The organism is Dolomitihabitans soli, assembly GCF_022213955.1.
Classification (GTDB): Bacteria; Actinomycetota; Actinomycetes; order Streptosporangiales; family Streptosporangiaceae; genus Streptosporangium_A; species Streptosporangium_A soli.
In genome coordinates this window covers 24,749-43,355 of record NZ_JAKNTW010000024.1, presented here as the reverse complement: position 1 = coordinate 43,355, position 18,607 = coordinate 24,749, and the positions used below count along the sequence as shown (strand labels likewise).

Annotated in this window: 16 protein-coding genes; all 16 read left to right on the top strand. The window is 70.2% G+C overall.

Annotation, left to right across the window (positions count from 1 at the left end; all coding sequences use genetic code 11):
* Position 1: 1 nt before the first annotated feature.
* The 16 genes from MBA17_RS35395 to MBA17_RS35320 all read left to right on the top strand — a co-directional run bounded on the left by MBA17_RS35395 (position 2) and on the right by MBA17_RS35320 (position 18,386).
* Complete coding sequence (locus tag MBA17_RS35395; RefSeq protein ID WP_238501797.1) at positions 2-1,480, top strand: complex I subunit 4 family protein; 1,479 nt, start codon at positions 2-4, stop codon at positions 1,478-1,480.
* Positions 1,481-1,541: 61 nt separating this feature from the next.
* A complete protein-coding gene (locus tag MBA17_RS35390) occupies positions 1,542-2,906 on the top strand; it encodes an NADH-quinone oxidoreductase subunit N (protein ID WP_238501795.1) in 1,365 nt (454 codons plus the stop codon).
* Positions 2,907-3,159: 253 nt separating this feature from the next.
* Positions 3,160-3,780, top strand: a complete 621-nt coding sequence (locus tag MBA17_RS35385; protein WP_238501793.1) for a copper resistance CopC family protein — start codon at positions 3,160-3,162, stop codon at positions 3,778-3,780.
* A gap of 81 nt (positions 3,781-3,861) precedes the next feature.
* Complete coding sequence (locus MBA17_RS35380; RefSeq protein ID WP_238501791.1) at positions 3,862-4,023, top strand: hypothetical protein; 162 nt, start codon at positions 3,862-3,864, stop codon at positions 4,021-4,023.
* 220 nt (positions 4,024-4,243) lie between these two features.
* A complete protein-coding gene (locus MBA17_RS35375) occupies positions 4,244-6,061 on the top strand; it encodes an ABC transporter substrate-binding protein (RefSeq protein ID WP_238501790.1) in 1,818 nt (605 codons plus the stop codon).
* A 64-nt stretch (positions 6,062-6,125) separates the two neighbouring features.
* On the top strand, positions 6,126-7,184 hold the full coding sequence (locus MBA17_RS35370) for an ABC transporter permease (RefSeq protein WP_238501789.1): 1,059 nt from the start codon (positions 6,126-6,128) through the stop codon (positions 7,182-7,184).
* The gene (locus MBA17_RS35365) at positions 7,181-8,065 is read left to right on the top strand and encodes an ABC transporter permease (RefSeq protein ID WP_238501788.1); all 885 of its coding nucleotides are present in this window, start codon (positions 7,181-7,183) and stop codon (positions 8,063-8,065) included. The genes MBA17_RS35370 and MBA17_RS35365 overlap by 4 nt, the downstream gene beginning before the upstream one ends.
* A complete protein-coding gene (locus tag MBA17_RS35360) occupies positions 8,062-9,039 on the top strand; it encodes an ABC transporter ATP-binding protein (protein ID WP_238501787.1) in 978 nt (325 codons plus the stop codon). The genes MBA17_RS35365 and MBA17_RS35360 overlap by 4 nt, the downstream gene beginning before the upstream one ends.
* Entirely contained in the window at positions 9,036-9,989 is a 954-nt protein-coding gene (locus tag MBA17_RS35355; RefSeq protein WP_238501786.1) for an ABC transporter ATP-binding protein, read from the top strand. Before MBA17_RS35360 ends, MBA17_RS35355 begins: the two co-directional genes overlap by 4 nt.
* Before the next feature lie 188 nt (positions 9,990-10,177).
* On the top strand, positions 10,178-10,528 hold the full coding sequence (locus MBA17_RS35350; protein ID WP_238501785.1) for an isoamylase early set domain-containing protein: 351 nt from the start codon (positions 10,178-10,180) through the stop codon (positions 10,526-10,528).
* Between the two features lie 288 nt (positions 10,529-10,816).
* The gene (locus tag MBA17_RS35345; protein WP_238501784.1) at positions 10,817-11,965 is read left to right on the top strand and encodes an MraY family glycosyltransferase; all 1,149 of its coding nucleotides are present in this window, start codon (positions 10,817-10,819) and stop codon (positions 11,963-11,965) included.
* A 249-nt stretch (positions 11,966-12,214) separates the two neighbouring features.
* Positions 12,215-13,240 (top strand): LacI family DNA-binding transcriptional regulator, encoded by a 1,026-nt coding sequence (locus MBA17_RS35340; protein ID WP_238501783.1) that lies wholly within the window; start codon positions 12,215-12,217, stop codon positions 13,238-13,240.
* A 204-nt stretch (positions 13,241-13,444) separates the two neighbouring features.
* A complete protein-coding gene (locus MBA17_RS35335; RefSeq protein WP_238501782.1) occupies positions 13,445-14,821 on the top strand; it encodes an ABC transporter substrate-binding protein in 1,377 nt (458 codons plus the stop codon).
* Positions 14,822-14,899: 78 nt separating this feature from the next.
* Positions 14,900-15,805 (top strand): carbohydrate ABC transporter permease, encoded by a 906-nt coding sequence (locus tag MBA17_RS35330; protein ID WP_238501781.1) that lies wholly within the window; start codon positions 14,900-14,902, stop codon positions 15,803-15,805.
* The gene (locus MBA17_RS35325) at positions 15,805-16,785 is read left to right on the top strand and encodes a carbohydrate ABC transporter permease (protein ID WP_238501780.1); all 981 of its coding nucleotides are present in this window, start codon (positions 15,805-15,807) and stop codon (positions 16,783-16,785) included. The genes MBA17_RS35330 and MBA17_RS35325 overlap by 1 nt, the downstream gene beginning before the upstream one ends.
* Before the next feature lie 47 nt (positions 16,786-16,832).
* Positions 16,833-18,386 (top strand): glycoside hydrolase family 13 protein, encoded by a 1,554-nt coding sequence (locus tag MBA17_RS35320; protein WP_238501778.1) that lies wholly within the window; start codon positions 16,833-16,835, stop codon positions 18,384-18,386.
* The last annotated feature ends 221 nt before the right edge of the window (positions 18,387-18,607 follow it).

Genomic DNA, 18,607 nt, shown 5'->3' with positions numbered 1-18,607 from the left:
CGTGCTGACCATTGTGATCTTCCTGCCACTGGCCGCCGCCACGCTGCTGGCCCTGCGCGGGCTCGGCGGGCGGCGGGCGATCTGGGTCTGGATCGCCGCGACCGCCGTCGATCTCATCCTGGTCGCGGCGATGTGGCTGGGCTACCGGGGCGGGATCGGCCACGAGACCAGGCTGCGCTGGATCCCGTCGGCGGGCGCCGGCTACCACGTGGGCGTGGACGGGATGTCGCTGCCGCTGATCGCGATGACGGCGCTGCTCTTCCTGCTCTGCGCGGTCTACTCGCTGCGCGGGACCGAACGCCCACGGTCGTACGCGGCGCTCTTCCTGTTCCTGCAGACCGTCTCGATCGGCGTGTTCGCCGCCCTGGACCTGCTGTTGTTCTTCGTCTTCTTCGACCTGTCGATCGTCGGGATGTACTTCGTGATCGTCGGCTGGGGGCACGGGGACCGGGCGCGCTCGGCGCTGACGTTCTTCCTCTACACCTTCCTCGGCTCGCTGGTGCTGCTGCTCGGCTTCATCGGGTTGTTCCTCGGCGCCGAGCCGCACACGTTCGACCTGACCGACCTCGCCGCGAACCCGCCGTTCTCCGGCTCGCCCGGCAGCGCCGCCCCGGTCCTGATCGCGATCTTCGTCGGGTTCGCCGTCAAGACGCCCGTGGTGCCCCTGCACACCTGGCTCCCGCCCGCGCACACGGACGCGCCCGCCGCCGGGTCGGCCGTCCTGGCGGGGGTCCTGCTCAAGATGGGCACGTACGGCCTCGCCAGGATCGCGCTGCCGACGCTTCCCGTCGCCTGGCAGCGGTACGCCTGGGTGATCATCGCCATCGGCGTGGTCAGCCTGCTGTACGGCGCGCTCGTCGCCCTCGCGCAGGAGAACCTGAAACGGTTGATCGCCTACACCTCGGTCAACCACATGGGTTACATCGTGCTCGCCCTCGGCGCGGCGGGCCTGGTCGCGGGCGACGTGCGGGCCAGGGAACTGGCGGTGACCGGGGCGGTGACCCAGATGGTCGGCCACGGGCTCGTCACGGGGGCGCTGTTCCTGCTGACGGGGGTGTTCTGGGACCGCGCGCGAGCCTACGAACTGAACCGGTTCGGGGGGATCGCCGCGAACGCCCCCATCCTCACCGCGCTGACCGCCGTCGCCGCGTTCGCCTCGCTCGGCCTGCCGGGGTTCTCCGGGTTCATCGCCGAGTTCCAGATCCTCGCCGGGGTGATCGGGGCGGGCGCGGTGGTGGCGGGGGCGCTGGCCGTACTGGGCATCCTGATCACCGCGGCGCTGTTCCTGCGGGTGTTGCGGAAGGTGTTCCTCGGCGGCCCCGGCGAGCTGACCGGCCGGGTCACGGAGGTACGGCCGGCGGAACTGGCGGCGGTCGCGCCCCTGCTCGCCCTGTCGCTGATCATCGGCATCGCGCCCCGCTGGCTGCTGGACCTCATCGACCCGGTCGCCGCCGCCCTGGTAGCCCTGGTGTCGCGATGACGGCGGTCACGCCACGCGCCTTCGCGGACGCGGTCCTCGACCCACCCGGCGAGGCGATCGTGTGAACGAGGACCCGTCGGCTCTCCTCCCGGAGCTCCTGATGCTCGGTGGCGCGGTCATCGGGCTGCTCACCGGCGCGTTCACCCGGCGTGACCGGCAGCGGGCGGTGGCCTGGATCTGCGGTACGGCGCTGACCGGGGCGGCGGTGGCGACCGCGTTCGCGGCGGTCCGGCCGGACACCATGGCCTTCGAGGCGTACGCCGTGGACCCGCTGACCAACGTCACCCGCGTCACCGTCGCCGTCGCGACGCTGCTCGTCGTCGTGCTCGCCGCCGGGTGGGCCCGGGGGAACCGCCGGGAGGCCGAGGTCTACGTCCTGCTCCTGCTGGCCGCCCTCGGCGCGGTCGTCCTGGCCGGAGCCGGTGACCTGCTCGTCTTCGCCGCCGCCTACCTGGTGGCGAGCATCCCCGCCTACGCCCTGGCCGGCTTCGCCGAGGACGGCCGTGGGACCGAGGCCGCGCTGAAGTACTACCTGATGGGCGCGTTCCTCGGGGTGATCATGCTCGCCGGGGTCACCCTCCTCTACGGCCTGAAGGGGACCACCTCGTACATGTCCCTGGCGGGAGCGCCCGGAGCCGCCGCCGGGTGCGGGATCCTCCTCCTGCTCGCCGGTGTGCTGTTCAAGGCGGGCGCGGTGCCCGGCCACTTCTGGGTGCCCGACGTGACCGAGGGCGCGCCGCCCGTCGTCGCCGCGTTCGTCACCACCGTGCCCAAGATCGGCGCCCTCGCCGGTCTGCTCCGGCTGGCCACCGAGATGTTCGACGGCGCCGACGCCGGCTGGCGCCCGCTCGTCGCGCTGATCGCCGTGGCCACCATGACGCTGGGCAACCTCGCCGCGTTCCACCAGGACAACGTGCGCCGCCTGCTGGCCTACTCCACCATCAGCCAGGCCGGCTATCTGCTGATCCCGGTCGCCGTCACCGGCCAGACCGGCCTGGCCCGCCCGGCGCTGCTGTTCTATCTGGCCGCCTATGCCGTTACCAACCTCGGCGCGTTCGCCGTCGTGGTCGCCGTGGGCCGGGACTCGCTCGCCGGCTACGCGGGACTCGCCCGCCGCGCGCCCGGCCTGGCCCTCGCCCTCGTGGTGTGCCTGCTCGGCCTCGTCGGCACGCCGCCCACCGCCGTCTTCGCCGGCAAGCTCCTCGTCTTCGCCGCCGCCGTGGACGGTGGCTACGCCTGGCTCGCCGTGGTCGCCGTGCTCAACACCGTGGCCAGCGTCTTCTACTACCTGCGCTGGATCGTCCCCGCCTTCCGCCCCGGCGAGCCGCCCGCCCCGGCTCCCGTCGCCACCCGCGTCGCCTGCCTCGCCGCCACGGCGTCACTGCTCCTGGGCGTCGCCGCCGCCCTCATGCTCACCCGGGGGTGACGCGCGGGCGGGACACGTGAGGTCCGCCCGGCGGTACCGGCTCACCGGCTCGCCGGCTTTGCGGCCCAGGTGGTCGCCGTCGGAGGTTCGGTGAGCCGGTCGCGGGCGGTGTCGCCGCCGGTTCGCCACGGCTCGACGAGGAGCGCCGGGCCCGCCGTACGCGTTCGGGGGCTCCCACGGTGGCCGCGGGTGGCGACGTGAACTCCGGGTGCGGGCGGGCCGTACCTCCGGGCGGAGGAAAGAGGAGTGGTTCATGGTGCGGTTTCTGGCGGCTCGTGCCGTGGTGGTGGGGTTGGGGGTGCTGCTCGTCTGCGGGAACGCGGGGGCGGCCGAGGCGCGGAACGGCCTGGAGGCGAGCGACCCGCGGGATGGGACGACCCTGTCCCGGGCCCCGGCGTCGGTGCTGCTGAGCTTCGGCGACGGGGTGCTCCCCGAGACGGCGACGGTGGTCGTGCGCGGGCCCCGGCGGGAACGGTGCGAGCAGGGGAAGGTGATGATCAGCGGGGGCAGGGTCAGGCAGCCGCTCAGGGCGCTGCGCCGGGCGGGCCGGTACACGGTCGCGTACCGGGTGGTCTCCGCCGGCGGCGATCCGATCAGCGGGGAGATCGGCTTCGCGCTGGCGAGCCCGTCGCCCGCCGTCGGGGAACGGGACGCCGGGGAGCGCGACAGCGGGGGACGGGCCGGGGAGGAACGGGACGGCGGGGCACGGGCCGGGGACGGACAGGGCGGGGAGAGGGAGCGGGCGGAGGCGGCCGGAGTGGGCGGGATGACGGTGGTGCCGATGGTGATCGTGGTGGTGGCCACGGTCTGGTTCGGGATCATGGCGCTCGTCATGGCGCGGCGGCGGAGGGACGGCGAGGAGAGCGGTCTCTGACCGGACTCCGGGTTTCAGCCGCGCGGAAGGCGACGAGGCCCGCGGGGTGTTCGAAGCATCTACGGCGCCGCGTCGCGGGCCGTGCTGCGCGGCTTCAGCGACATGGCTGAGGCCACCTCGCGGGAATGGCTGAGATTCGGCCGGCTCACCAGAAGCCAGGTCCATGTTCGTCTCGAGGAAACGCTGTTGCGGATACTCGCGGACACGCTGCCGGCCGTGCTCGACGACGCGCATCCGGCCTGAGGGAGAGAGCTGCCGCGCGGCGCCCGGATATCCCCGAATGTCATCACTCAGGGTGAGCGGACGGGAGAATGGCGCTACCTTAACGGGTGAAAATTAAAACCAGTGAATGCAACGGCAGTGAAACAATTTTCCGGATTCCGTTGACACGCTGCGTGCTTGTGGTGTGACTTCTCTACATCAGGGGTGGCGGGCATACTCCACCAGGAAAGTGAGTCACACGATGATTAGAGGCTGCGTACGCCTGGCGGCGTTGAGCCTGGCACTGTTGATGGCGGGCATCGCGGCTCCCGCGCTGGCGGTTCAGGAGCCCGCGGCGGGCAAGAAGATCGTCCGGATGGGCGTGACCCAGGCCGTCGACTCCATGAACCCGTTCCTGGCGGTACGGATCGTCTCCAGCTCGATCCACCGATGGACCTACGGCTATCTCACGGTCCCCGACTCCAAGACCTTGCAGCCGAGCGCGGACCTCGCCGAGTCGTGGACGACCTCCGACGACGGGCTCACCTGGACGTTCAAGATCCGTGACGCCAAGTGGTCGGACGGCAAGCCGGTGACCGCCCAGGACGCCGAGTACACCTTCAACACGGTCATGAAGGTGGACGCCGCCAAGCAGGCCAACGGCCCGGCGGTGGAGAACTTCGAGAGCGTCACGGCGACCGACGAGCGGACCCTGGTCATCAAGGCCAAGAAGCCGCAGGCGTCGATGCTGGAGAACCCGATCCCGATCGTGCCCAAGCACGTCTGGGAGGCCGCCGGCGACATCGGCGCGAACGAGAACGTGGTCATGCCGATCGTCGGCAGCGGGCCGTACACCGTGATCGAGTACAAGAAGGACGCCTACGCGAAGCTCAAGGCCAACCCCACCTACTGGCGGGGCAAGCCGAAGATCGACGAGCTGCACGTCATCTTCTACCAGAACCCCGAGGCCGCCATCGCCGGCCTGAAGAAGGGCGACATCGACTGGATCGGCCGCCTCCAGGCCCCCCAGTTCGAGTCCATGGCGGGCGACCCCGCCATCGTCCAGTGGAACACCCCCGGCAGGCGCGCCGCCTACCTGCAGATCAACCACGGCGCCGAGACGATCGACGACAAGCCGGTCGGCGACGGCCACCCCGCACTGCGGGACGCGAAGGTACGGCAGGCGCTGCACCACGCGATCGACAAGAAGGCCCTCGTCGACCAGGTGCAGAGTGGCCTCGCCGTGCCCGCGGACGGCTCGATCGTGCCGCCGATGTACTCCGACTTCTTCTGGCAGGCGGAGGGCGAGGACCTCGTCGCCTTCGACCCGGCCAAGGCGAACGAGATCCTCGACGACGCGGGCTACAAGAAGGGCGCCGACGGGGTCCGCACGATGCCCGACGGCAAGCGCAAGCTGGAACTGCGCTTCAGCATCCACACCGAGGAGCCCGTCGAGGACAAGCTCGCCCAGTTCCTCACCGGCTGGTTCAAGGACATCGGCATCACGCTGACCACCCGCAAGCTCGACTCCAGCAAGTTCACCGAGGAGACCGGCTTCACGGGCCTGTTCGACATCGCGATCAGCGGCTGGTCGGTCAACCCCGACCCGGAGGAGGTGCTGTCCACGCACCTGTGCAGCCGGCGGCCCACGGCCGCCGGTGAGGGCGGCGGCACCGAGTCGTTCTACTGCGACGACGAGTTCGAGAAGCTCTACCAGGAGCAGCTCGCCGAGCTCGACCGGGGCGAGCGCGCCGAGATCATCAAGCAGATGCAGCGCAGGCTCTACACCGACGCGCCGGTCATCGCCCTCTACTACCCGAACAACCTGGAGCTCTACCGCAAGGACCGGATCACCTCCATCACCCCGATCCCCGAGAACAAGGGCATCCTCTACGGCGGCAGCGGCTACTGGCCGGTCTACACGGTGGACGCGGTGGCGGCGCCCGCCGCCGGTGCCGCGGCCGCGGGCGGCTCGATCGTCCCGGGGGTCATCGGCGCGGTGGTGGCCATCGTGGTGGTCGGCGCGGCGGGCGTCCTCATCGCCCGGCGGCGCAAGAGCAACGCGGACGAGCGGGAATGACCCGCCGCAGCCAGGGCGCCGGCCGGTCCGGCGCCCCGGTCACCCGGGCGCGGAAGGGGGTCGGGTGACCATTCCGCTCGACGTCGAGCCCGCCGCCGACCAGGCGGCGGGCCCAGGCGACGCACGATCGGGGGGCCGATCGGGCGGCATGGCCCGCTACGCGCTGAAGAAGCTCGGCGGGGCGGTGCTGAGCATCGCCATGGTCATCGTCGCGACCTTCTTCATGTTCCGCCTCATCCCCGGCGACCCCGCGATCGCCTACACCAGGGACGTGCCGCTCAGCCCCGAGCAGCTCGACCTGCTCCGCAAGCAGATGGGGCTGGACAAGCCGCTGCTCGAACAGTTCCTCGACTTCGTGCTGCGCACCCTGCGGTTCGACCTCGGCACCTCCTACGAGTACAAGCGGCCGGTCCTCGACCTCATCGGCGAGCGTGTCGGCCCGACCCTGCTGCTCGCGGGCGTCGGGCTGGTCATCGCGGTCAGCCTGGGCCTGTGGCAGGGCACCAGGGCGGCCTGGAACCACGGTGGCAGGCTCGACCGCTTCTCCACCGGGATCTCGCTCGTCCTGTGGTCCGTCCCGACGTTCTGGCTGGGCCTGCTGCTGCTCATGGTCTTCGCCGCCGGGGTCGGCCCCATCCCCGGGATCTTCCCGACCCGTGGCATGGAGGGCGTCGACGCGCCCGACGGGTTCGCCTACATCCTGCACGTCGGGCACCACCTGGTGCTGCCCTGCCTCACCCTCGTCGCCGTGGTCTACGCGCAGTACCTCCTGGTCATGCGGTCCTCCCTGCTCGACGAGATCGGCCAGGACTACGTGACCACCGCCCGGGCCAAGGGCCTGCGCGACGACGAGGTACGGCGCCGCCACGCGGTGCCCAACGCCCTCCTGCCGACCGTGACCCTCGTCTTCATGCACGTCGGCTTCGTGGTCGGCGGCGCGGTCTCGGTGGAGACCGTCTACTCCTGGCCGGGCCTGGGCCTGCTGTTCTACGAGGCGATCCAGGGCCCGGACTTCGCCGTCATGCAGGGCACCTTCATGGTGCTGTGCGCCGCGGTGATCGTCATGAACACACTGGCGGACGTGCTCTACCACGTCCTCGATCCCCGGGTCAGGTCGACATGAGTGCCACAGCCGGGGCGCGCCGCCGTACGGCTCTCGCGCGGTTCTGGAGGGAGTACCGGCGGAACCGGGCCGGGGTGACGGGCGGGGTGATCCTCGTGGTCGCCGTCCTGCTGGCCGTACTCACCCCGCTGATCACCGATCCGGCCGGGCTCGACGTCACCAGGGCCACCGGGGCCAAGATGGCGGGGCCCAGCCTGGAGTTCCCGCTGGGCACCGACGAGTCGGGCCGCTCGGTGCTGCTGATGGTGCTCTGGGGCTCGCGCGTGTCGCTGCTCATCGGGTTCATGTCGGCGCTGCTCAGCATGGTCATCGGCACCATGACCGGGATCGCCGCCGGGCACTTCCGCGGCTGGTTCGGGGCCGTGCTGATGCGGATCACCGACTGGTTCCTGGTGCTGCCGCAACTCGTTCTGGCCCTGGTGCTCGGGGCCATCCTCGGCGGCGGCGTGTCCACGATCATCCTGGCGATCGGCGTGACCTCCTGGGCCACCACGGCCAGGCTGATCAGGGCCCAGACCCTCGCCGTCGAGGCCAGGCCGTACATCGAGCGGTCGAAGGCGCTCGGCGCGGGCCACTGGCACATCATGACCAGGCACGTGCTGCCCAACGTCGCGCCGCTCGTGCTGGCCAACACGACTCTGTCCGTGGCCAGCGCCATCGTGGCGGAGTCCACCCTGGCCTTTCTCGGCGCGGGCTCCGGGGAGGTCTCCTGGGGCGGCCTGCTGCGCGGCTCCTACGACTGGGGCGCGGCGACCTCGGGCGCGTGGTGGTACATCCTGGCGCCGGGACTGTGCATCGTCGCGGTCGTCATGGCGTTCACGCTCTGCGGCCGGGCGCTGGAGGCCGTGCTCAACCCACGTCTGCGGGGAGTGCCGCGATGAGCCTGCTCGAACTCCGCGACGTCGCGGTGTCCTACCGGATCCCGGCCGGGGAGGTGCCCGCCGTACGCGGGGTGTCCCTGTCGCTGGCCCCGGGGGAGGCGCTGGGGCTCGCCGGTGAGTCGGGTTCGGGGAAGTCGACGCTGGCGATGGCCCTGTTGCGGCTGCTGCCGCGGGACGCCGAGGTGACCGGCGAGATCCTGCTCGACGGCGAGGACGTGCTGGCCATGAAGTGGGGCCGGCTGCGCGCGGTCAGATGGGCGTCGGCCTCGATGGTCTTCCAGGGGGCGCAGCACGCGCTCAACCCGGTGCGCAGGATCGAGGACCAGATCGCCGAGCCGATGCTGGTGCACGGCCTGGCGACCCCCGCGGAGGCCAAGCGCAGGGTGGCTGAACTGCTGGAGCAGGTGGGCCTGCCCGCCTGGCGGGCCAGGGGCTACTCCCACGAGCTGTCCGGCGGGCAGCGGCAGCGGGTCATGATCGCGATGGCCCTGGCCTGCTCGCCACGCCTGATCATCGCCGACGAGCCGACCACGGCCCTCGACGTGATGATCCAGGCCCAGGTCCTCCAGCTCATGCGGTCGCTGATCGCCGAGCACGAGGTCAGCCTGATCATGATCTCGCACGACCTGTCGGTGCTGGCGTCGATGTGCGACCGGCTCGCGATCATGTACGCGGGCCGCATCGTCGAGTCGGGGCCGGCGCACGAGGTCTTCGCCGGGGCGAGCCATCCCTACAGCCGCGCGCTCGCCGCGGCCTTCCCCACCGTCGGAGACCCCGCCTCCCGCCTCGCGCCGCAGGGCCTGGGCGGCGATCCGCCCGATCCCCTGCACCTGCCGACGGGCTGCTCCTTCCACCCCCGCTGCCCCGTCGCGGGCCCGGACTGCGCCTCGGCCGAGGTCGAGCTGTGGCCCGCGAATCCCTCGGGCTCGCACACCGCGGCCTGCGTCAACGTCCGATCGGAGGTGGCCCCATGACCCTCCTTGAGGCCCGCGACCTGCACGTCGGATTCGCCTCGCACGGGCGGCGCGCCCGCGCCGTGGACGGCGTCAACCTCGCCGTCGGCGAAGGAGAGATCGTCGCGCTGGTGGGCGAGTCGGGCTGCGGCAAGACCACCCTGGCGCGCACCCTGCTCGGCCTGGAGCGGCCCACGTCAGGCTCGGTCCTGTACGGCGGAGCCCCGCTCGCGTACTCCTCGCGCGCGCTGAAGGCGTACCGCCGCGAGGTGCAACTCGTGCTGCAGGACCCCATGGGGTCGCTCAACCCCAGGCACACCGTCTACGAGGCGGTGGCCGAGGGGCCGCGGATCCATCGCCTGACCGGCGAGCGCGAACTGGTGGCGGAGGCGCTGTCACGGGCGGGACTCCGGCCTCCCGAGCGGTTCCTGGACAGCTTTCCGCACCAGCTCTCCGGCGGCCAGCGGCAGCGGGTCGTCATCGCGGGAGCGCTGGCCCTCAACCCCCGGCTGCTCATCGCCGACGAGCCGGTGGCCTCGCTGGACGCCTCGGTGCGCGGCGAGATCCTGGCGCTGCTGCTGCGCCTGCGCGCGGATCTCGGCCTGTCGGCGCTGGTGGTCACGCACGATCTCGGGCTCGCCTGGAACATCGCCGACCGTGTCGCGGTGATGTATCTGGGCCGGATCGTCGAGACCGGGCCGGTCGAGCAGGTGCTCACCGCGCCCTCCCACCCCTACACGCAGGCGTTGCTGTCGGTGCTCCCCGAGTCGCCCGCGCCGGTGATCCTGGCCGGTGAGCCGCCGGACGCGACCCGGGTTCCCGGCGGCTGCCGGTTCCATCCCCGTTGCCAGGTGCTGGCCGGCGGCGCGGCGGCGGAGGCGGGGGTCGACTCGGCGTGCCGGTCACAGGCGCTGACCGTGCTGCCGGCCTCTCCCGAGGCGCACACGGCGTGCCACTACGCGGCTCGCTGAGACCCCGGTCCGGGCCCGTCGCACGCGGGCCCGGACCCGGTCGCGGGGCGGTCCGGTACCGGCCCGAGGCGGTAGGTAAGTTTCGCGTCTGTTCTCGGTAGGAGCGCCGCGTCGGGGGTGACGGCGATGTTCCTGATGTGCGCATATGGCGTGCAGAAGGCACACAATCTGTTGCGAGGGGGCACCTTGTGATCAAGCACGCTGAGCAGGCCGACGACGGCATGGTAGAGCTCGTTTTCACCCTGCCGCCCGGGGCCGTCGCGGGGGCGGTTTCGGTGGTGGGCGACTTCAACGACTGGAACCCGTACGCCCATCCGATGACGAGGGAGGAGGACGGCAGCCGTACGGCGGTCGTCTGGGTTCCCGAGGGGAGCACGATCTGCTTCCGTTATCTGGCGGAAGGTGGGCGCTGGTTCGACGATCCCGAGGTACGTGAGCGTGACCACCGTGGGGCGATCGTCCACGTTCCCCAGCCCGCTGCGGCGCCCAAGGCGGCCCGGGCCAAGGGGGCCGGGGAGCCGAAGATCATGGCCAAGTAGGAGCGTTAGGCCGCCGCCGTTCTGCCGTGCTGCGCGCCGTGCAGGACGGCGGCACCCTCGTCCGGCCGTACCGACCGCCGGACAAACCTGACAGTTCACTGTTGCCGCGTGCGGAACATGCGTTTCGCGAACAAGATGCCGACCTTCTGGAAGGATCTCAAGGATCTACAGACGGACATCGAGAATGACGGACAGTGACGGATGCCTTCTCTCGCTGAATTAACCGCCTTCACGTCGGATAATCCGGTCGTAACGGTCATTATCTGCCTATTTGCCCTTATCCTCCTGGTGTTTGCCTTCTTCGCCCTTCGGGCCGTCGTTCGCGCGGGGAACCGGATCTTCCAGAGATATGTCGCGCCGCGCCCGGTGGAGGACATCCTCACCATCGTCGCCGCCAGCATCGCCACGGGCGTCTCCGCGCAGGGCATGTGGCGCTTCTCCGGAGACGTGCTCGGCTTCGACGGGCCGCTGCGGCTGCTGCTCTTCGCGTTCATCGAGGTCGCTGTGATCACCAGCGCCGTCCGGGCCAGGCGCAACATGCGGGAGAACTTCTCCGCGGGCATCGACGGCATCGCGGTGTGGGCGCTCACCTGCCTGACCGCGGTGCTGTCCAGCATGGATGCGCGCAGCCTCGCCGAGGCCGTCTTCCGGCTCGCCGCGCCGTTGGTGGCCGCGTGGCTGTGGGAGCGCGGCATGGCGATCGAGCGGCACCGCATCACCGGGCGCTCGCGGATCAACTGGCGGCTCACGCCCGAGCGGATGATGGTCAGGATCGGGCTGGCCGAGGCGAGCGACCGCACCGCGAGCGAGGTCGACGCGCACCGGAGGCTGACCAGGGTCGCCCTGGCCGCCAAGAAGGCCCGCTCGCTGCGGGAGGCCGGCGCGTCCGACAGGAAGATGCGGGTCGCCCTGACCAAGCTGGACCAGGCGATGGACCGCGCGGTGGAGCACAGCGGGCTGGCGGTCGACACCGCCCGTCAGGAGGCCCTGCTGGCCCAGATCGGGGCCCTCTACAACACCTCCGCGCTGATCGACCTCAGCCCGCCCGTCCCGTGGGCCGCCGAGCGGCCGGAGGGGCGTGCCGCGCTCATCCTGCCGCCCGGCGTCCCGCACGACGACGAGGAGGAGTTCGAGATGGTCGAGACGCCTACCCAGACCGTGGACGCCATGCAGCGGGCGGCGCTGATGCGCGCCGCCCGGGAGTACTGGGACCAGCAGATCGAGCGCAGGTTCGTGCCCAGAGCCGCCGACATCGCGCACGAGACGGGGATCTCGCTGATCACCGCCCGGGAGTACCGCGCACTGTGGAAGCTGGAACCCCGGGCGCACGCGCTGATCGAGGCCGCCTACAACGAGCACGGCATCGTCGACACGGGGACCTTCCCCGCCATCGTGGCCCCCGACTCGGTCCTCACGGTCAACGGCTCGTCCAAATGAGGCTCTTCCCGGTGCTCGGCCGTACGGCGGTCTGCCCGGTGAAGAGGTACGGCGTTCGCAATATCTCAACTTGTTGACGCAAGAAATCGATTCTAGTCAGAATCGCCATCCAGGCCAGCTCATCCCCGGAAGGAACGATCCTTGGGCGGAGATGTCCATCGCCGTGGCCGGAAGCGGCTGCAAGAAACCCGCACGCTCTGCGCGTAAGGACCCGCAACTACTTGCGAAATTTGCCGTATAGTTTGCAGCATGACGCGACGGCTTGCAGATGTGGCCAAGAAGGTGGGAGTGAGCGAGGCGACGGTGAGTCGCGTCCTCAACGGGAAACCCGGGGTCTCCGAGGCCACCAGGGAGGCCGTCCTGACGGCCCTCGACGTCCTCGGCTACGAGCGGCCCACCCAGCTCAGGGGTGACCGCGCCCGGCTGGTGGGGCTGGTGCTCCCCGAGTTGCAGAACCCGATCTTCCCCGCCTTCGCCGAGGTCGTCGGAGGCGCGCTCGCCCAGCAGGGCTTCACCTCCGTGCTGTGCACCAGGACCGTCGGCGGCGTCTCCGAGGCCGACTACGTCGAGCTGCTGCTCCAGCAGCAGGTCTCCGGCGTGGTCTTCGCCGGCGGGCTGTACGCGCAGGCCGACGCCAGCCACTACCACTACGAGCGCCTCGTGGAGCGCCGCCTGCCCACCGTGCTGGTGAACGCGTCGGTGGAGCACCTCGGCTTCCCCCAGGTCTCCTGTGACGACGTGGTGGCGGCCGAGATGGCGCTGGGCCACCTCGCGGCGCTCGGTCACGAGCGCATCGGCCTGGTGCTCGGCCCGCCCGACCACGTGCCCTCCCGGCGCAAGCTGGAGACCTTCACCACCCGGGCGGCGGAGGCGGGCCTGCGGGTCGAGCCGGAGTTCGTCGAGCACACGATGTTCTCCATCGAGGGGGGTCACGCCGCGGCCACCCGGCTGATGCGGCGGGGTGTGACGGGCGTGATGTGCGCGAGCGACGTGCTCGCGCTCGGGGTGATAAGAGCGGCGAGGCGGGCGGGCCTGTCGGTGCCCGAGGACGTCTCGGTGATCGGCTACGACGACTCCGCCCTGATGAACTGCACCGATCCGCCGCTGACCACGGTCAGGCAGCCGATCGACGCGATGGGCAGGGCCGCGGTCGATCTCCTGGTCGCCCAGATCGGCAAGGCCGCGGTGCCCGGCGACGAGCTGCTGTTCGAGCCCGAGCTCGTGGTGCGCGCGTCGACCGCGCCGGCCAGGGCGAGGTCGTTCGCGAGCAGCTGATCGGGAACATTGCGGGGCGGGATCAGTCGATCCCGCCCCGCTGCCGTTTCCGGGCGAGATCGAGTCGTTATCTTGCAATTCAATGTCGAAACATTGCAGAAATATGTTGGGGATGCTTAGGGTGAGGGCCACAGGAGGGGTGCACCGTCGTCCGGACCAGACGTGGGTGACCCGGCTTAACTCGCCAGGAAGAAGGTCTGACCGATGAGGAGATCCGGCTATCGCAGGAATCTCGGCCTGCTGCTCGTGACCGGTTTCGGGCTGTCCGCCGCGGCGTGCGGAACCTCGGGCGAGACCGGTGACAAGGCCGGCTCCACGCCCGCGGCCGACGCCAAGGTGTCGATCACGGTCGGCTGCCAGCCGCCGAAGACCAATCCGATCGAGCGCAAGGAGTGGGACGAGGACGTCGCCGCTTTCCAGAAGTCGCACCCGAACATCACGATCGAAGGCAAGGACGCCTTCCCCTGCATCAACCCCGACACCTTCCAGGCCAAGCTCGCCGGCGGCACGATGGAAGATGTCTTCTACGTCTACTTCACCGACGTCCAGAAGATCGTCGCGGCCGGTCAGGCCGCCGACATCACCCCCTATATCGACACCGTGAAGCCGTACAAGGACTTCAGGCCGGATGTGGTGAGCGTCTTCAAGCAGGGCGAGAAGGTCTACGGCCTGCCCAGGAACAACTACTCCACGGGCCTGGTCTTCAACCGCAAGCTGTTCACCCAGGCGGGGCTGGACCCGAACGCGCCGCCCAAGACCTGGGCCGAGGTGCGCGAGGCCGCCAAGAAGATCGCCGGGCTGGGAGCAGGCCACGTCGGATTCGGCGAGTACAGCGCCGGCAACACCGGCGGCTGGCACTTCGCCGCCTCCCTCTACGGCCGCGGCGGTGACATGGTCTCCGCCGACGGCAAGACGGCCGCCTTCAACAGCCCGCAGGGCAAGGCCGTACTGGACAACCTCAAGCAGATGCGCTGGACCGACAACAGCATGGGGGCCAAGCAGCTTCTCCAGTGGGAGGACCTGATGCGGATGATGGGCGGCGGCAAGCTCGGCATGATGATCGGCGCCCCCGACGTCGTCCAGGCCGTCAACAACGACTTCAAGGGCAAGTTCGAGGACTACGGGGTGGCCCCCCTGCCGGAGAGCACCCACTCGCTGAGCGGCGGCGACGGCTACATGTTCCACCCGAAGGCCACGCCGGAGAAGATCAAGGCCGGGCTGCTCTGGCTGGAGTTCAAGAACCTCACCCCGGGTGAGGGCCAGTTCAACTACGAGCGGGCCAAGGAGATCGGGCGGCCGGTCGGCCTCCCCTACCCCGACCTGTACGGCACGGCCGAGCCGGGCGAGAAGGTCCTCGAACTCCGCAAGCAGTTCGCGACCGTGCCCGTGGAGAACTTCACCTCCTACGTCGAGGCGTCGGGCACCATCCAGAACAAGCTGGAGCCGCCGAAGGCCCAGGAGCTCTACGCGATCCTCGACACTCCCATGTCGGCGGTGCTGACCAGGCAGGACGCGAACATCGACGAGCTGCTGGCCGACGCGGAGGCCAAGGCGAACAAGGTGCTCGCCAAGTCCAGCTGAGCTGAGAACCGGGGGCGCCGGCCGACCGGCCGGCGCCCCAGCCGAGATGGGAACTCAAAACCAATGACCACATCCACCGTGAGAAGATCACGGCGACGGGACTCTCCCGGGGCGGTGCGGCGCGGCCTGCGCCGGAACCTCACGGCCTACGGGTTCCTGTGCGGAGCGCTGATCTGCTTCGCGTTCTTCTCCTGGTACCCGATGGTGCGGGAGGTGCTGCTCAGCTTCCAGAAGACGAACTTCGTCGACGAGCCCACCTGGGTCGGCTGGGACAACTTCCTCACGGTGATCGAGGACTCGGCGTTCGCCGGGGCCTGGCTCAACACCGTGACGTTCACCGGGCTGGCCCTGCTGGTCGGGTTCATCGTGCCGTTCGTGGCGGCGATCGTGCTCAACGAGCTTCGGCACGCGCAGGCTTACCTCAGGTTCGTCGTGTACCTGCCGGTGATGCTGCCGCCCGCGGTGGTGGTGCTGCTGTTCAAGTGGTTCTACGACCCGGGGTCCGGGTTGTTCAACCAGGCGCTGGGCGTGGTCGGCATCCCCGGGCTGAGCTGGCTGGACTCCACCGACACCGCGCTCATCTCCCTGGTCATCGTCTCCACCTGGATGAACCTGGGCACCGGGACGCTGATCTACCTCGCCGCGCTGCAGAGCATCCCGAGCGACCTGTACGAGGCGGCGGAGCTGGACGGAGCCGGGCTGTTCAAGCGGGTCTGGCACGTCACGATCCCGCAGACCCGGCTGATCCTGATGGTGATGCTGATGCTTCAGATCGTGGCGACCATGCAGGTGTTCATCGAGCCCTACCTGCTGACCGGCGGCGGCCCGGAGAACGGGACCGTCACCGTCGCCTACCTGATGTACCAGTACGCGTTCAACTTCGGGAACTTCGGCGCGGGCGGCGCGCTCGGGCTGATGCTGATGCTCGTTCTCATGGTGTTCTCCGTCTTCTACCTGAGGTTGTCGCGGGAGGAGCAGAACTGATGCCGAACGTCACCGTCGAGCCGAGCCCCCCGGCCACCCGTGCCGCGCGTGGGCTCGAATCGCCCTCGCGGGCGCGCAAACGGAGGAGCGGCCGGACGACGACGCGGGAGTTCCGCGGCGTGGTCTCCCCGCACACCCTGACCACCAGGCGCGGGCGGGTGCTCTACTGGACCGTCCTGATCCTGGTCGTGACGAGTTTCACCGCCGCCTTCGTCTTCCCCCTCTACTGGATGATCACCGGGGCGCTTAAGTCACCGGAGGAACTGGCGCAGATCCCGCCGACCTTCTTCCCCACCGCCTTCGACTTCGGCGTCTACGCCGAGGCGTGGGAACTGCTCGACCTGGGGTTGTTCCTCCGCAACACGGTCCTCTACGCGGGCGGGGCCTGGCTGCTCACGCTGGCCTTCGACGTCTCGGCCGCCTACGCGTTGTCGAAGCTGCGGCCGGTGCTGGGCAAGCTCGTCCTGGGCCTGATGCTGGCCACCCTGATGATCCCGCCGATGGTCATCCTGCTCCCCGCCTATCTCACGGCCAAGGAGCTGCCGATCCTCGGGTGGGACCTGCTGAACACGCCGTGGGCCATCTGGCTGCCGGCCGTCGCCAACGGATTCTTCGTCTTCCTGCTCAAGAGGTTCTTCGACTCCATCCCGCGCGAGCTGATCGAGGCCGCCCAGATCGACGGCGCGTCCCCGTTCCGCATCCTGTGGTCGATCGTGCTGCCGGTCTCCCGGCCGATCCTCGGTGTGGTGTCGATCCTCTCGGTGATCAACGTCTGGAAGGACTTCATCTGGCCGCTGCTCGTCCTGCCGGACCAGGAGAAGATGTCGATCAGCGTGGGAATCGCCTCGCTGTCGGCCCAGCTGCCGCAGAACGTGCTTCTGGCGGCCCTGGTGATCGCGAGCATCCCGACGATCGTCGTGTTCTTCATCTTCCAGCGCAGCATCATGGCCGGACTCACGGCCGGGAGTCTCAAGGGCTGACCGGCGCGAGCCGTACGCCGGACACCTACAGAACAGGAGAGTTCAGCATGCCCAAGACGTGGTGGCGGGGAGCCGCGATCTACCAGGTCTACCTGCGCAGCTTCGCCGACGGGAACGGCGACGGGTTCGGAGACCTGGCCGGTGCGCGGGCCCGCCTGCCGTACCTCGCGGAGCTCGGTGCGAACGCGGTCTGGCTGAACCCGTGGTATCCCTCGCCGATGGCGGACGGCGGCTACGACGTGGCCGACTACCGTGACATCGAGCCCGTGTTCGGCACCCTCGCCGAGGCGGAGAAGTTCATCGAGGAGGCGCACGGCCTGGACATCCGCGTGATCATCGACGTGGTGCCCAACCACGGCTCCGACCAGATGGCGTGGTTCGTCGAGGCGCTGGCCGCCGGGCCCGGTTCGCCGGCCAGGGAACGGTTCTGGTTCCGGCCGGGCAGGGGGGAGAAGCCGCCGAACGACTGGCAGTCGATCTTCGGCGGGCCGGCGTGGACCCAGGTGCCCGACGGCGAGTGGTACCTCCACCTGTTCGCGCCCGAGCAGCCCGACTTCAACTGGAACAACGCCGACGTCATCGAGGACTTCCACGACGTGCTGCGGTTCTGGTTCGACCGGGGGGTGGACGGCATCAGGATCGACTCGGCCGCGCTGCTGATCAAGGACCCGGACGCCGAGCCCGACGGCCAGGACCCCTATACCGACCGCGACGGCGTGCACGAGATCTACCGGGACTGGCGGCGGGTCGCCGACGAGTACGACGAGCGGATCCTGATCGGCGAGGTGTGGCTGCCCGACCAGGAGCGCTTCGCCCGCTACCTGCGCGCCGACGAGATGCACACCGCGTTCAACTTCGACTTCCTCGGCAGCCCGTGGAGCCCCGCCGAGTTGCGCGCGTCGATCGAGCGGACCCTGGCCACCCACGTGCCACTCGGCGCCCCGGCCACCTGGGTGCTGTCCAACCACGACGTCGCCCGCCCGGTCACGAGGTACGGCAGGGCCGACACCTCCTGGAGCAACGACGACCGCAGGGACGGCACGGCGACCGACCTCGAACTCGGCCGCCGCCGGGCCAGAGCGGCGGCGCTGCTCGCCATGGCGCTGCCCGGCAGCGTCTACGTCTACCAGGGTGAGGAACTCGGCCTGCCCGAGGTCGACGACATCCCAGACGAACTGCGCCAGGACCCGATGTGGAACAGGTCGGGGCACACCGTCCCGGGCCGCGACGGCTGCCGGGTGCCGCTGCCGTGGTCGGGTTCCGCCCCGCCGTACGGCTTCAGCACGGGTGAGCCCTGGCTGCCGCAGCCCGCGGCCTGGAAGGAGCTCACCACCGAGGCCCAGGAGACCGATCCCGGTTCCATGCTCGCGCTGTACCGCGCCGGGCTGCGCATCCGCGCGGAGTGCCTGGGCGACGGCAGCCTGACGTGGCTCGACCTGGGAGACGGGGTGCTCGCCTTCACCCGCGAGTCCGGGCTGACCTGTGTGGTCAACCTCGGTCCCGCGCCGGTGGCGCTCCCGCCGGACCGGGAGGTGCTGCTCACCAGCGGCCCCGTCGACGTGGACGGCCTCCCCGCGGACACCGCGGCCTGGCTCCGCTGACGGCCCGATCGGAGAAGCACACCCCCGCGGGGGAGGCGCCACCCGCCTTCCCCGCGGGTCCCGTCCGCCCAGGCCCGGGAGGGCGACGCCGGGATGCCGTTCGGTTCGGTCAGGCGGGAGGGCGATGCCGGCGGGTCTGGGGGATGTCGTTCCGCGCAGCACCTGCCGGGTCACGCTCCAGCCGTTCCGTTCGCTCAGGGCTGGAGGTGACGCCGGATGGT

Coding starts and splice junctions, on each gene's coding strand:
- MBA17_RS35385 (WP_238501793.1), top strand. CDS start 3,160: ATGGTGCGGTTTCTGGCGGCTCGTGCCGTGGTGGTGGGGTTGGGGGTG.
- MBA17_RS35375 (WP_238501790.1), top strand. CDS start 4,244: ATGATTAGAGGCTGCGTACGCCTGGCGGCGTTGAGCCTGGCACTGTTG.
- MBA17_RS35365 (WP_238501788.1), top strand. CDS start 7,181: ATGAGTGCCACAGCCGGGGCGCGCCGCCGTACGGCTCTCGCGCGGTTC.
- MBA17_RS35360 (WP_238501787.1), top strand. CDS start 8,062: ATGAGCCTGCTCGAACTCCGCGACGTCGCGGTGTCCTACCGGATCCCG.
- MBA17_RS35355 (WP_238501786.1), top strand. CDS start 9,036: ATGACCCTCCTTGAGGCCCGCGACCTGCACGTCGGATTCGCCTCGCAC.
- MBA17_RS35340 (WP_238501783.1), top strand. CDS start 12,215: ATGACGCGACGGCTTGCAGATGTGGCCAAGAAGGTGGGAGTGAGCGAG.
- MBA17_RS35335 (WP_238501782.1), top strand. CDS start 13,445: ATGAGGAGATCCGGCTATCGCAGGAATCTCGGCCTGCTGCTCGTGACC.
- MBA17_RS35325 (WP_238501780.1), top strand. CDS start 15,805: ATGCCGAACGTCACCGTCGAGCCGAGCCCCCCGGCCACCCGTGCCGCG.
- MBA17_RS35320 (WP_238501778.1), top strand. CDS start 16,833: ATGCCCAAGACGTGGTGGCGGGGAGCCGCGATCTACCAGGTCTACCTG.